Here is a 13579-nt window from a genome sequence, read left to right as displayed (position 1 = left end):
GTTCGGGAGGCCGATCGGCGGGGTGCGGTGCGGGGATACCTCCGGCGAGCCGGTAGGGTCGTCGGCGATGTCCAGGTCCGGCCGGGACGCGGTGTCACGGGGGGGTCGCCCGGCGTGCGGGACCGCGTGTGCCCACACGGTAGGAGCGGGTCTTGCCCGGCGCCATGGACAAATGCCACACGGTCGGGCCTGCGGATTGCGACAGATGCTCAACGCCACGACGCGACGAATGCATCTCCTGCTGCCGGAACCTCGGACCGGCGGTCAGGCGGGCGGTTCGGCCAGCTTCCTGCGTCGGTGCAGGGAGAGCTGCAGTTCGAGGAGTAGCCGGTCGGAGGGGTCACCCAGGTCGAGTCCGACGATGTCCTCGACCCTGCGGATTCGGTAGCGCATCGTGTTCGGATGCACCTGGAGCGCTGCCGCGGCCTTGCGGACGTCCCCGTACTGGGCCAGGTAAGCTTCGGCGCTCTCCCACAGGTTCGACGCGTGCTTGATGTCGTAGTCGAACAGCGCGTCGAGGCGTGGGTCATACAGTTCGGGACGCCCGCCGACCAGGTCGAGGATCTCGTCGAGCAGTACCGCCGTGCGGGATTCGGCGAGCGTGGTCACCCTGCCCTCCGGGAAGGTGGCGGCGGTGCCGTCGAGGACCCGGTCGACCTCGGTCCGGGCCACGGCCACCTGCCCGAGGTCCATCACTTGGACGGCGACCGCGGCGCGCAACACGACCGACCGTTTCACCTCGAAGTCGTCGACGAGCTGCCGCGCCCACGCGGAGACGGTGGTCGCCGACTTGTAGCCGGGCAGCAGCACGTAGGCGCGCTTGCCGATGACCGTGGCCACCGAGTCGTGGCGGAACGAGCTCGCATGCAGCCGGATCATGCTCCCTATGCCGGTGAACCGGTCGGCCGGTGCCGCGTTCGCGCACCCGGTGAGGGCGAAACCGACCACCGCAGCCGGTCCGGTGACCGGCAGGTTGAGGGCGCCGGCCAGCGAGGGGACGTCCACGCCTCCGCCGCGTGCGCCGAACAGACGCTGGATCAGCAGACCCTCGGTGGAGGGGGCGTTGAGGCTGCGCCAGATGATCCGGGCGGCGATCGCCGACGCTCCACGCAGCACGTCCGAGGCATCGGCGGTGAAGGGTTCGGCGCCCTGCTGCAACCAGATGGAGCCGAGCATCCTCGGTGCGGGTGAGCCTTCGTCGGACGGCTGCCGGATACTGACCACCAGCCGCCGCACGGTGCCGAGCTTGCGGTGCGCCGGCACGTCGATGACCTCGTCGCTTTCGCGCAGCCGGTCGAACACCCCCCATTGTTCCAGTGCCCGAAGGTAGTCCCGCGGGCCTTCCCGGCCGAGGATCGACAGGGTGCGCAGTTCGTCGGCGGATTCGTCGGAGGCCGAGTAGGCAAGCACATGCGATTGCGCGTCCTCGATCGAGACCAGGCCACCGGCGTTCTGCGCGACCATCTGGGCGAGGCCGAACAGGTCGGTGTCCGTGGCGAGCAGATCCGGTTCCCCCAGGGCGGTCTGGTGTCGGCGGGAGCGGTCTACCATGCGCTTGACCAGCGGCAGCACGTGGTCCCACCGGGCCTTCGGGTGCACCTCCAAGAGTGCGACACCGGCCTGGCGCGCCGCGGCCTGCAGCGCGCTCGACTCGGCCGCGTTCTTCGACATCACCGCCGCCGGCCGGTGCTCGGGGGAGCGCTGCGCGACCTCGTCGAACCAGCGCACGGCCTCGGCGTTCGTGACACCTGCGTGCAAGTAGAGGTCGGGCACGGGCACGTGCGATCCGGCCTCGGCCAGCAGGTCTGAACCATCGACGAGCGCCACCGAGGAGATCGTGACGCCCTCGCCTGCGGGGGCGTCGACCACCCGGACGACAGCTGTGTCGAGGGCTCTGAGCAGCTCACGCAGCGTGATGGCCTCGGTGGGGCCGGTGGTGGCGGCAAACGCGCGGGAAAGTTCTTGACGGTCGGTGATCACAGCACGTCTCCCAGACTGGACGCCGACTGCATTCGGCAACAGTACACCTTGCATTTTTGGCCAATGGAACAACGGGACGACGTGAGTTTTGTTCCACCGGCTCATGGCCTGGTGTGCTTTCTGGTGTTGACTACGGGCCAGTTCCCAGCGGCGGCAAACAACCTTTTCCACCGCTATGTCAGGAGGCTCCATGGACGCCGTCATGGCCGTTCCCGGGCCGGTCGACGAACCGACCGGGCCGTTTCTTCCCGGTAGTCCTGAGCGCGCTCGCCGGCGAGCGAAGCCGGCTGCCGGGACCTGTCGGGCCCCGGGTCACGCACCCGGCTGTGCAAGGGCGCCCACAACGAGCGGCCTCGGTGGCGTACCAGGACGAGGCCGCGGTCGATGAGGCGTACCTGCACATCCTGATACAAGGCCGGGGTTCCACGACGGTGGCCTCGCACGCCCCGGTCATGGTCGCGGCAGGCGCGAGCCGGCGGCCGCACGTCCGACGAATTCGAGATCCAGATGCTGTACGGCATCCGGGAACCGAGCAGCTCCGGCTGGCCGGCGCGCGGCAGCATCCGCGTGTCTACCTGCTCTACGGCGATCAGTGGTGCGGGTACGTCATGCGCCGCCTCGCCGAACGTACGGCGAACCCGGCGTTCTTCCTGCGCTCGCTCACCTCGAAGACATGAGCCGGAGACCGGCGTGCCGCGTTCCTCGGCCCGCCCGCAGCGAGATCACGTGCCGGAGGCGCGGACACCGCAGCGCAGCAACTGCATACACCGATTGCCCACACCCCGGGGCAGATCCATCGCGGCACCAGCCGAGAGCCACGAGCCGTCACCCCGGAACGCCGGGCTCGCGGTGACAGCGCCGCACTTCCGAGATCCGGAAGATCTGCTTTCTCGAGAAAGCTACGACAGAAAACTACGACCTGACCGGCGACGGAACCAATTCCGTCGCGACCACCAGCAGAGATGGGTGCATCAAGTGAGAACCGCGAGAAGGACGAAGACAGGAGTCGCCGCCGCGTTCGCCGCGGCAGCCCTGATGCTGACCGGTTGCCAGGGCGCGCTCGGCAGCGGCGGCGACGACTCCGACGGCCCGATCACGCTCGGCATGGCGATTCCCACCTCGGGCAGCAGCGCCGCCGCCGGCCCCTATATGAAGAATGGCGCCCAGCTGGCGATCGACGAGATCAATGCCGACGGCGGGGTACTCGGCCGCAGGCTGAAGCTGAACGTGCAGGACAGCGCGTGCGACCCGAAGACCGCGGTCACCGCCGCGAACAAGCTGGTCGCGGCGGGAGTCACGGCGTCGGTCGGCGGATACTGCTCGTCGGCCACGCTGCCGACCCTGTCGGTGTTCAACAAGGCGGACATCCCGATGGTGATCCCGGCGGCGAACTCGGGCGACCTCGTCTCGCAGAAGCTGCCGAACGTGTTCCTCATCAACGGCACCGGGGCGCAGCAGGCACAGGCCGCGGTCGAGTGGATGGCCAAGCGGAAGGCCACCCGGGTGGCGCTGCTCGACGACAACACCAGCTACTCCACCGACATCACCGAGCGAACCAGGGCCGACATTGAAAAGGGCAGCTCCGGCATGAAGACGGTGCTGAAGGAGTCGGTGAACGCAGGCGAGAGCGACTACAGCGCGAACGTCGACGCCGTCGTGTCGGCCAAGCCCGACTTCGTGTACTGGACCGGCTACTACCAGGAGGGCGGCCTGCTCGTCCGGCAGCTGCGCCAGGCCGGTTACGAGGGCGACATCATGGTCGCCGACGGCAACGTGGACACCAAGCTCATCAGCATCGCCGGTGAGAAGAACGCCCAGGGCGTGTACGCCACCATGACCGAGACGCCCGACACCATCGAAGGCGCGAGCAGCTGGATCGCCGACTACAAGAAGAGGTTCGGCTCCGAGCCCGGCCCGTACGCACTGCAGTCTTACGACGCGGTGCGCGTGGCCGCCCAAGCGATCGAGGACGCGGACAGCACGGACGGCAAGAGGATCATGGACGCGTTGATGAAGATCGACGGGTTCAAGCTGTTCTCCGGCCCGCTCAAGTTCACCTCGGACCACACCCTGTCGGAGGGCGGCTTCCGCATCCTGAAGGTGTCGGACACCAAGTTCACGCTCTCCGACGACCTCCAATCCTGAGCACAGCAGCGGGTGGCGGGCCTGCGGTCCGGGTCCGCCGCCGCGTCTGAGGGGAATCTGTCATGCTGCAGATCATCTGGAACGGCCTGTTCGTGGGCTCGTTCTACGCATTGGTCGCCCTCGGCTACAGCATGGTCTACGGGATCATGAAGTTGCTGAACTTCGCCCACGGCGACCTCTACATGCTCGGCGCGTTCATAGGTTTCGCGCTGCTCACCTCGTTCAGCGGCTTCACGGCGTCCCTGTCGCTGGTGGCGCTGCTCGTGGTGTTGATGCTGTCCATGGTCGGCACCGGCCTGGCCGGGGTGCTGATCGAGCGCGTCGCCTACCGGCCGCTGCGCGGCGCGCCACGACTGTCGCTGCTGATCACCGCGGTCGGCGCGTCGTTCGCGCTGGAATACGGGATGCGCATCGTGGCCGGGCCCAACCCGGAGGTGTACCCGGTGCGTCTGGGCGGTTCGTCCCTGCAGGTGTTCGGCGTCCGGATCAGCGTCTCCCAGATCGTGCTCATCGGCATCGCGATCGCGCTGATGGCCGGGCTCAACACCATGGTGATGCGCTCGCGGCAGGGCCGGGCGATGCGGGCGATCGCGCTCGACCCGGTGGCCAGCCGGCTGATGGGTGTCGACGTGAACCGGGTCGTCGCCCAGGCGTTCTTCATCGGGTCCGCGCTCGCCGGCGCCGCCGGAGTGATGGCGGGTTCCTACTACGGCAGCATCAACTTCCTGATGGGCTTCATCATCGGGCTCAAGGCGTTCACCGCGGCGGTGATCGGCGGGATCGGCAACTTCAAGGGCGCCATGCTCGGTGGCGTGGTGCTCGGCCTGCTCGAATCAGTCGGAACGCACTTCCTCGGCGGGCAGTGGCGCGACGTGTTCGCGTTCGCCTTCCTCATCCTGTTCCTGACCGTGCGGCCCACCGGCCTGCTCGGCGAGCGCGTCACGGAGCGTGTGTGATGACGGAGATAACCAAGGCGGTGCAGACGCCGCACCGACCGGCCGGCCGCGTCGGTGGCGTGGCCGGGGCGTTCCTGCGCAGCCGTTGGATCGGTCCGACCGGGCTGTTCATCGGCCTCGCCGGGCCCCTGATCATCGCCACCCCGTACGCGATGAACGTGATGACCGGCACGCTCATCTTCGTGATGCTCGCGGTCGGGCTCAACATCGTGGTGGGTCAGTGCGGGCTCCTCGACCTCGGATACGCCGCGTTCTTCGCGGTGGGCGCCTACACCAGTGGGGTGATCTCCACCCAGTTGCACTGGCCACTGCTGGCCACCGTGCCGTTCGTGATCATCGTGACCGTGGTCGCCGGGATCGTCATCGGAGGCCCCACCCTGCGCCTGCGCAGCGACTACCTGGCGATCGTGACGCTGGGGTTCGGCGAGATCATCCGGATCACCGCCAACAACATCAGCATCACCGGCGGACCGGAGGGCATCTACGGCATTCCCAGCCTGTCGGTCGCCGGGGTGGACCTGAGCGGCTCGATCGCCTTCTACTACGTGGTGCTCGGCATCGTGTCCGTCGCCGTGCTCGGCGCGAACCGGCTGATCCGTTCGCGGCTGGGCCGGGCGTGGCGCTTCATCCGCGAGGACGAGGACGCCGCCGAGGCCATGGGGGTGCATACCTACAAGGTGAAGCTGGCCGCCTACATCGCCGGCGCCGTCTGGGGCGGGCTGGCCGGGGTGCTGTTCGCGGCGCAACTGTCGGCGATCTCGCCCGCGAGCTTCACCTTCCTGCAGTCCGCGCTGGTGCTGATGGCCGTGGTGCTCGGCGGCATGGGCTCCACCCCGGGCGTGGTGCTCGGCGCGGTGTTCGTCAGCGTGCTGCCCGAGGTGCTGCGCGATGTCGCCGACTACCGGTACTTCCTGTTCGGTGTGCTGCTGATCGTGGTCATGGTGCTCCGGCCGCAGGGAGTCTGGCCGGCCCGCACCCGCGAACCTGATCGCACCGCCCGTCGATCGAAACCAGCGGTCACCGTGGGCAATGAATCCGAAGGCGAGGTGCGTGTGCCATGACCACGTTGCTCGAAGTGGCGGACCTGCACCTGGCGTTCGGTGGCGTGAAGGCCGTCGACGGGCTGAGCTTCGAAGTGGGCGAGGCGGAGATCGTGTCAGTGATCGGCCCCAACGGTGCCGGCAAGACGTCCGCTTTCAACTGCATCACCGGCTTCTACCGGCCCACCAGCGGGCGGATCACGATCGGCGGCGCCGACCTGACCCGGATGCGCACGTCCTCGATCGCGGCGCGCGGCGTGTCCCGCACGTTCCAAAACGTGCGGCTCTTCGGCGACCTGCCGGTGCTCGACAACGTGCGGGCGGGCACCCACCTGTGGCTGCGCCAGCACGTGTTCGACGCGCTCTTGCACACGCCCCGCTACCGGCGGAGCGAGCAGGAGGCCACCGACGAGGCGCACCACTGGCTCGACTTCGTCGGGCTGCGCGGCGACCGGGCGGGTGCGGCGCGCAACCTGCCGTACGGCGAACAGCGCCGGGTGGAGATCGCGCGCGCATTGGCCCGCCGCCCCAGGCTGCTGCTGCTCGACGAACCTGCCGCCGGTCTCAACCACGGCGAGAAGCTCGAACTACTGGACCTGATCCGGCGCATCCGTGAGCTCGGCATCGGGATCGTGCTTATCGAGCACGACATGGGCCTGGTCATGGAGGTGTCGGAGCGGGTGGTCGTACTCAATTTCGGCAAGGAGATCGCGGACGGCACGCCCGAGCAGGTTCGGCGTGACCCCGCGGTGATCGAGGCGTACCTCGGCAGCGACGACGAGGACGACGAGGCGACTGGGGACACAGGTTTCGGGGAAACAGGAGAGGAGACCGTTCGTGCCGACGCTTGAGATCGATGGGATGGACGTTTCTTACGGTGGGGTGCAGGCGCTGCGGGGCATGTCGCTGCGAGTGGACGACGGAGAGGTCGTCGCCCTGCTCGGCAACAACGGTGCGGGCAAAACCAGCACGCTGTCCGCGGTGTCCGGTCTGGTCGCCCTGTCTGGCGGCCGGATCGTCTTCGACGGTCAGGACATCACCCGGGCCAAACCGCCGGAGATCGTCGGCATGGGACTGGTGCACGTGCCCGAGGGTCGGCGGATCTTCTCCACCCTCAGTGTGCAGGAGAACCTGCAGCTCGGTGGCTACCTGGTGCGCGACCAGGCGGTGATCAAGCGGCGCATCGACCGCGTCTACGACCTGCTGCCCCGACTGGCCGAACGCCGCGACCAGCAAGGCGGCACGCTGTCAGGCGGGGAGCAGCAGATGCTCGCAGTCGGCCGCGCGATCGTCGCCGGACCACGGCTGCTGATGCTCGACGAGCCGTCGATGGGGCTCGCCCCGCTCGTGGTGGCCGCGGTGATGAAGGTGATCGCCGAGATCAACGCCTCCGGCACCTCGGTGCTGCTGGTCGAGCAGAACGCCAAGGCCGCGCTGAAGATCGCGCACCGCGGCTACGTGGTCGAGAACGGCCGGTGCGTGCTGGACGCACCGGCCGCCGAGCTGGCCGGGGACGAGCGTGTCGTGGAGGCGTATCTCGGGGGTGCGTGAGGACACCCCGGCCTGCGGGCCGGGGTAGAAAGCGGGGGAGAGCAGATGAACACGCCAGGCGCACGACGGCCGACTCCCACACGGCCGGCGGACCGTTCCGCATCGTCACCGGGGACACCAAAGGTCCTCACGCGGTCGTCGCTTTGGAGCAGCTCACCCCCGACAAGTCGACCCCCGACGACCTGGATCTGTAGATTTATACGTCCAGGGCGTATTGCTGCCGAGCGCGCGCCGACAGTCGCGCCGTGCTCATGAGCCTCGCAGGCGAGGACAATATGTTCGATTTGAGTGCGCCGATCGTGTCCACGTTCCTGGTGTATGTGGCTGCCATGATCGGAATGGGTGTCTGGGCGTACACCCGCACGCACACATTCGCCGACTTCGCTCTGGGGGGCCGCAGGCTCAGCGCGTTCGTCGCCGCCCTGTCCGCGGGGGCCAGTGACATGTCAGGCTGGTTGTTCCTGGCGCTTCCCGGAGCGGTGTACGCCGCTGGCATCGGCGCCAGCTGGATCGCCGTCGGACTGGTGGTCGGCACCTACCTCAACTGGAAGTTCGTAGCGCCGAGGCTGCGCACCTACACCGAGCGGGCCGCCAACGCCGTGAGCCTGTCGGCGTATCTGGAGGAGCGGTTCGAGGACCGCACCGGGGCGCTCAGGATGGTCTCGGCGGCGGTCACCCTCGTGTTCTTCACCGTCTATGTCGCCAGTGGGCTGGTGGCCGGCGGGCTGCTGTTCGAGAACGTCTTCGACATCCGTTTCGGCCTCGGGGTGACCCTGACCGCCCTGGTGATCGTCATCTACTCGTGCCTGGGCGGTTTCCTTGCCGTGAGCCTGACGCACGTGATGCAGGGCACACTGATGTTCTTCGCCCTCGTCATGCTCCCCGTGATCGGTGTCGGGGCGCTCGGTGGCTTCGGGGCGTTGCGCGACGCCCTCGACAGCAAGGCACCGGGCGTGCTGGACATGGGGACCGAAGCACACTATGAGGGCGGCCGGTGGTCGGAGGGCGGGTCGCTCGGGACTGTCGCGATCGTCTCGCTGCTCGCCTGGGGCCTCGGCTACTTCGGTCAGCCGCACATCCTGGCCCGCTTCATGGGCATCCGCAGCATCCGCGCCATCCCCACGGCCCGCCGCATCGGAACGGGGTGGGTCGTCGTCGTGCTCGGCGGCGCCACGCTCGTCGGCCTCGTCGGGATCGGGCGCATCGGCACGCAGCTGCCCGACCCGGACACGGTGTACATCGTCCTGAGCCAGACGCTGCTCAATCCCTGGATCGCCGGGGTGCTGCTGATCGCCGTACTGGCCGCGATCATGTCGACCGCAGACAGCCAGCTTCTGGTGTCGTCCGTCGCCCTCACGGAGGACTTCTACCGCGCGCTGCTCAATCGGCGTGCCTCGGACAGGACGCTGGTGTGGGTCGGTCGCGGCGCCGTCGTCGCGGTGATCCTGGTCGCCTTCGTGATCGCGTTCAGAGCTGGCGGACTGCTGAGTATCGTCGCCTACGCCTGGGCGGGCTTCGGAGCGGCCTTCGGACCGGTCGTCCTGCTCTCGCTGTACTGGCCGCGCATGACCTGGGCGGGGGCCATGGCCGGGATCGTCTCGGGGGCGACCACGGTGCTTCTCTGGAAGAAGATCAATCCACTGCTCGGGCCGCTCGAGTCGGGCATCTACGAAATAGTCCCGGGCGTGCTGGTCGCCACGGTCGCCGCACTGGTCTTCGGCAATCTCGTCGGCCGGCCGCCGAAACGGGCCTTCTGGCGGATGCCGGGCGGCGGGGTGAACCAGCTGATGCTGACTCCGTCCCTCACCCACGCACCGGTCGGCATCGCCGTCCTGGACACGGACCTGCGCTACGTCTGGGTGAACGAGCCGCTGGACCGCCTGATGCCCCTCGGGCAACGGCTGGGACGGCAGGTGACGGACGTGCTGCCAAGGCTGGAGGCGGAGGCGTTCGAGGAGAGGATGCGGATGGTTCTTAAGACCGGGGCCCCGGTGATGGACTACGAGTTCCGCGGCCCCAGTTACGCCGATCCCGACCGGGAGCGTGCGTACTCCGCCTCCTTCATCGCCATGAAGGACCGCCAGGGCCGGCAGGTGGGCGTCTGGTACATGGTCATCGACGTCACCGAGCGCTGGCGAGCCCAGGAACGCCTGGCCCTGCTGAACGACGCCGGTGCTCATATCGGCAGCACGCTGGATGTGACGCGGACCGCGCAGGAACTGGCCGACGAGGCCGTGCCGTACCTCGCCGAATTCGTTGCCGTCGACCTTCTGGACACGGTCATGAGAGGGGAGGAACCGGCCCCGGGACCGGTCGGTATGACGCCCGTCATCCGCCGCGCGGGGCAGCAGTCGGTGCGCGAGAGCTGTCCGGAGGCGACCCTGGCCGTGGGAGAAACCGTCCGGCGCGCCCCCTCGTCGCCCGTGACCCGCTGCCTGCTGGAGAGCAGGACCCTGGTGGAACGGACCCTGGACCCCGCCACCAGCACCTGGGTGACCGAGGACGAGTCACTGGGCGCCTCCATCCGCACGTTCGGCTTCAGCTCGCTGATGGTGGTTCCGGTACGGGCGCGCGGCGTCACCCTGGGCGTGGCGACATTCGCCCGGTCCCTGCGCCAGGGCCCCTTCGAGGAGGACGACGTACGCCTCGCCGAGGAAATCGTCTCCCGCGCGGCGGTGTGCGTCGACAATGCGCGCCGCTACACCCGCGAGCGCACCGCGGCCCGTTCCATGCAGCGCTATCTGCTGCCGCAAGAGCTGACAGGAGGGTCCGCTCTGGAGGTGGCGTCCTGGTACCTCCCGGCGGATGCCCCCAGCGGGGTGGGCGGCGACTGGTTCGACGTGGTCCCGCTCTCCGGAGCCCGGGTCGCCCTGGTCGTCGGGGACGTGGTCGGACACGGAATCAACTCCGCAGCGACGATGGGACGGCTACGCACCGCGGTCCGCACGCTCGCCAACCTGGACCTCCCCCCGGACGAACTGCTGGCCCACCTGGACGACCTGGTCATCGGCCTGATGGGGGCGCACGACGGCGGCGAGCCGTCGGCGGCCGAGGACGAGACCGCGAGCGCAGCCTTCATGGGAGCCACCTGCCTGTACGCCGTGTACGACCCGGTCAGCAGACGGTGCACGCTGGCCCGGGCCGGTCACCTCCCGCCCGTGATCGTCGGCCCGGACGGCGGCGCCCGCATCCTGGACCTGCCCGCCGGACCACCCCTCGGCCTCGGGTACCTCCCTTTCGAGTCCGTCGAAATGGAGCTGCCCGAGGGCAGCCTCATCGCGCTCTACACCGACGGCCTCATCGAGACCTACGACCGGGACGTCGACGTCGGGCTTTCCCGACTCGGCGACGCCCTCGTGGCGCCCGGACCGACTCTGGATGACATCGGCCGCGAGGCGGTCGACGCCCTGCTGACGGGCCCCCCGTCCGACGACGCGGCCCTGCTCCTCGCCCGGACCCGCGTCCTGGCCCCGGACCGGGTCGTCTCCTGGGACCTGCCCAGCGATCCGGCCGCCGTCGGGCACGCCCGCGCCCTCGCAGGCGGGCAGTTGGCGGAGTGGGGCATGGACGAGCTGACGTTCACCACGGAGCTCATCGTCAGCGAGTTGGTCACCAACGCCATCCGTCACGCGGTCGGACCGGTCTGTCTCCGCCTGATCCGGGACCGCGGCCTGATCTGCGAGGTCTCCGACGCCAGCAGCACGTCCCCGCGGCTGCGCCATGCCCGGACCACCGACGAAGGGGGGCGGGGCTTGCTGATCGTGGCTCAGCTCGCCCAGCGGTGGGGCACCCGCTACACGGCGACCGGCAAGATCATCTGGACGCAGCAGGTCATTCCCGTCGGCGCGGTCGCCTGCCATTGATCAGAAACTCATTGGGTTCGCTCGTTGAGGAGTAGCGGATGTGTGGGCCGCCGAAGTATCCGCGCACGACGTGGGGCTGACATTTGCCGGCGGTGGAAGAAAGGGCCGCCGCGGCTTGATCAGCTCGGTTTTGAACAGGCCGATCGTGCTCTCCATCAGGGCGTTGACGCTCCTGTAGCCGTCAACTCGCCGGGGCCCGGTTCGTGGCAGGTCGGATGAGGTGGTAGACCTCGCGGATCACGCAGCGTTTCAGGCAGCGGATGATCTCGCGTTTCGTCTTGCCCTCGGTGGTCCGGCGGGCGACGCGGAGCCAGACCTGCGGCTGGAGCGTGACGCGTGAGCTCATCACCGGACCACCTGGCCCGCGCAAGGGCAGCGGACTCCGACCGGCGGCGGACCCGTGTCCTCAAAGTCCTCGACAAGCTCGCCGCGGACGGCGAGGTGATCACCGTCTCCTACCGCGAGCTGATGGCCCAGGTCATCAGCTGACGCCATCGCCGTCACCCCCCACCACGCCGGGGCGGCGGCGTTGATGGCCAGATGCACCGTGTTGTCCGCGACGATGACCAGGGCGTTCGCAAGCCCCGACGGCACGGTCACCGGCGAGCCCTGGTTCACCTGCACATCAGCCCACTTCACCCGCCGCGAGGCTGGCGCCAGCAGGCTCCTCACCCAGACCCGATACTTCGCTGCCCGATAGCGGTCCAGCACCATATGCGTCACCACGGTCACGGCCAGCGCGAGCGGAGACTGTGTGATCAGCAAGAACGGGAGTCCATACGGGCTCAGCGAAGTGAGTGGAGGCGGGCCGGCACAGCACTCCACTCGGCCATTCGGAGACACGGCCGTCTCGGCGGCCCCACGGCTGAGTCAGCCCGGCTTGACCGCCAGCGTCGCAAAATAGTACGACATGTATTGAGCGGATTCGTTGGAGTGGTGCGGCGCTTCCGCGAAGCCGGTGAGGACGAACCCCGCGGCGAGTTGCCCGCCGATCTGGTCGGTGAGGTTGTGGCTGTATTCAAGAGCGGCATCCGCGCCGAACATCGCGGCGCGTTCCTCGGCGGAGTACTGCGAGACATCGCTGTAGGGCAGCTTGTGCACGACGATCAGCTCGCCGCGCTCGTCGAGCGCCTCGTGGTCGAACAAGTACACATCAGGGTTGAGGAAGCCTGCGAGCAGAGTTCCACCCGGTCGCAGGACGCGGAAGCACTCATGCCACACCGGTGCCAAGTCCGGTACGAACAGGTTGGAGACCGGATGGAATACGACGTCGAATGTTGCGTCGCCGAACGCGCTGAGGTCGCGCATGTCGCCTAGGACGGTGCGCAGCCCGAGTCCCTCGCGCGCCGACACCATCTGGTCCTGGCCGAGCTGGCGGGGTGAGTTGTCGAACACGGTGCCCCTCGCCCCTGCAGCGGCGAGGATCGGACCCTGCTGGCCACCGCCAGAGGCCAGGCACAACACGTCCTTGCCGGTCAGGTCCGCCGGCAGCCAGGAGCGGTCGACCGGCTCATGCCCGATGAGAACAATCGACCAGTCGCCCATGCGGGCGCGCTCGACATCCTCAGCACTCACCGGCGTCGACCACTCGTTGCCCTCTTGGACGTACTTGTCCCAGGCTGCCCGATTGTGGGCAACGGGGTCGACAGCCATGTCCTTCACGTCTAACTCCCTGCTAGAGCCAAGCGGACACCTGCGGTACTGACACTTCGTTGCCGCTAGCCAACACGATCGCAGGGTGTGGGCTCAACGAAATTAGCGGGCATCGAGGTGTCCACGGGCTCGACGGATGGCCGCGCAGCGGGTGCGTAAGCGCTGGTTGCCGGGGTTGCGGAAACCATAGGCGTCGCGGGCAGGCTCTCGAAGAACAGCATCAGGCCGCCACCTCCACAGTGGTGCGCGACACCTGTCGCACACCCGACACGCACTGGTGCATACCGCTGAACTGGGCAACCGTGACGCCCACCGGGGTCACCCGCCCTTCAACACCGAGAGAAGCGACGTGGTGGAGGCAGGCCTTGCGGCCGTCGGCCGTGCCGTGGAC

11 protein-coding genes are annotated in these 13579 nt (G+C 68.4%); 7 read left to right on the top strand and 4 right to left on the bottom strand.

Translation table 11 applies throughout. From position 1 onward, the window contains the following. Window positions 1-264: 264 nt before the first annotated feature. Window positions 265-1980, bottom strand: a complete 1716-nt coding sequence (locus ACFXOM_RS23540; protein ID WP_384934607.1) for a PucR family transcriptional regulator — start codon at window positions 1978-1980, stop codon at window positions 265-267. A 356-nt stretch (window positions 1981-2336) separates the two neighbouring features. On the opposite strand from ACFXOM_RS23540, the gene ACFXOM_RS23535 reads away from it, so the two are divergent. The 7 genes from ACFXOM_RS23535 to putP all read left to right on the top strand — a co-directional run bounded on the left by ACFXOM_RS23535 (window position 2337) and on the right by putP (window position 11535). Next, window positions 2337-2657 (top strand): hypothetical protein, encoded by a 321-nt coding sequence (locus tag ACFXOM_RS23535; protein ID WP_384934604.1) that lies wholly within the window; start codon window positions 2337-2339, stop codon window positions 2655-2657. Between the two features lie 298 nt (window positions 2658-2955). After that, on the top strand, window positions 2956-4125 hold the full coding sequence (locus tag ACFXOM_RS23530; protein WP_384934602.1) for a branched-chain amino acid ABC transporter substrate-binding protein: 1170 nt from the start codon (window positions 2956-2958) through the stop codon (window positions 4123-4125). A 62-nt stretch (window positions 4126-4187) separates the two neighbouring features. Beyond that, the gene (locus ACFXOM_RS23525; RefSeq protein ID WP_384934599.1) at window positions 4188-5081 is read left to right on the top strand and encodes a branched-chain amino acid ABC transporter permease; all 894 of its coding nucleotides are present in this window, start codon (window positions 4188-4190) and stop codon (window positions 5079-5081) included. After that, complete coding sequence (locus tag ACFXOM_RS23520) at window positions 5081-6142, top strand: branched-chain amino acid ABC transporter permease (RefSeq protein WP_384934596.1); 1062 nt, start codon at window positions 5081-5083, stop codon at window positions 6140-6142. The genes ACFXOM_RS23525 and ACFXOM_RS23520 overlap by 1 nt, the downstream gene beginning before the upstream one ends. After that, window positions 6139-6972: an ABC transporter ATP-binding protein gene (locus ACFXOM_RS23515; RefSeq protein WP_385039117.1), complete on the top strand. Its 834-nt coding sequence runs from the start codon at window positions 6139-6141 to the stop codon at window positions 6970-6972. The genes ACFXOM_RS23520 and ACFXOM_RS23515 overlap by 4 nt, the downstream gene beginning before the upstream one ends. A gap of 10 nt (window positions 6973-6982) precedes the next feature. Continuing rightward, a complete protein-coding gene (locus tag ACFXOM_RS23510; RefSeq protein ID WP_384934975.1) occupies window positions 6983-7672 on the top strand; it encodes an ABC transporter ATP-binding protein in 690 nt (229 codons plus the stop codon). A gap of 275 nt (window positions 7673-7947) precedes the next feature. Beyond that, the gene (gene putP / locus ACFXOM_RS23505; RefSeq protein ID WP_384934591.1) at window positions 7948-11535 is read left to right on the top strand and encodes a sodium/proline symporter PutP; all 3588 of its coding nucleotides are present in this window, start codon (window positions 7948-7950) and stop codon (window positions 11533-11535) included. Between the two features lie 181 nt (window positions 11536-11716). Here the strand turns inward: putP and ACFXOM_RS23500 are convergent, their stop codons facing one another. From ACFXOM_RS23500 to ACFXOM_RS23490, 3 genes are all read right to left on the bottom strand, one after another. After that, window positions 11717-11881, bottom strand: coding sequence for a hypothetical protein (locus ACFXOM_RS23500; protein ID WP_384934589.1), 165 nt, complete (start codon window positions 11879-11881; stop codon window positions 11717-11719). Further along, on the bottom strand, window positions 11881-12300 hold the full coding sequence (locus ACFXOM_RS23495; RefSeq protein ID WP_384934586.1) for a hypothetical protein: 420 nt from the start codon (window positions 12298-12300) through the stop codon (window positions 11881-11883). Before ACFXOM_RS23495 ends, ACFXOM_RS23500 begins: the two co-directional genes overlap by 1 nt. Window positions 12301-12405: 105 nt before the next feature. Continuing rightward, on the bottom strand, window positions 12406-13197 hold the full coding sequence (locus ACFXOM_RS23490) for a class I SAM-dependent methyltransferase (protein ID WP_385039114.1): 792 nt from the start codon (window positions 13195-13197) through the stop codon (window positions 12406-12408). Window positions 13198-13579: the final 382 nt, after the last annotated feature.

The organism is Streptomyces sp. NPDC059169 (assembly GCF_042755225.1).
In the GTDB taxonomy this organism is placed as follows: Bacteria; Actinomycetota; Actinomycetes; order Streptomycetales; family Streptomycetaceae; genus Streptomyces.
Note: the sequence above shows the minus strand (reverse complement) of the source record. Positions and strands in the feature narration are given on the sequence as shown.

Bases quoted from the DNA above. Each gene is read 5' to 3' on its own strand.
- ACFXOM_RS23525 (WP_384934599.1), top strand. From the start codon at position 4,188: ATGCTGCAGATCATCTGGAACGGCCTGTTCGTGGGCTCGTTCTACGCA.
- ACFXOM_RS23500 (WP_384934589.1), bottom strand. From the start codon at position 11,881: ATGAGCTCACGCGTCACGCTCCAGCCGCAGGTCTGGCTCCGCGTCGCC.
- ACFXOM_RS23515 (WP_385039117.1), top strand. From the start codon at position 6,139: ATGACCACGTTGCTCGAAGTGGCGGACCTGCACCTGGCGTTCGGTGGC.
- ACFXOM_RS23520 (WP_384934596.1), top strand. From the start codon at position 5,081: ATGACGGAGATAACCAAGGCGGTGCAGACGCCGCACCGACCGGCCGGC.
- putP (WP_384934591.1), top strand. From the start codon at position 7,948: ATGTTCGATTTGAGTGCGCCGATCGTGTCCACGTTCCTGGTGTATGTG.
- ACFXOM_RS23510 (WP_384934975.1), top strand. From the start codon at position 6,983: ATGGACGTTTCTTACGGTGGGGTGCAGGCGCTGCGGGGCATGTCGCTG.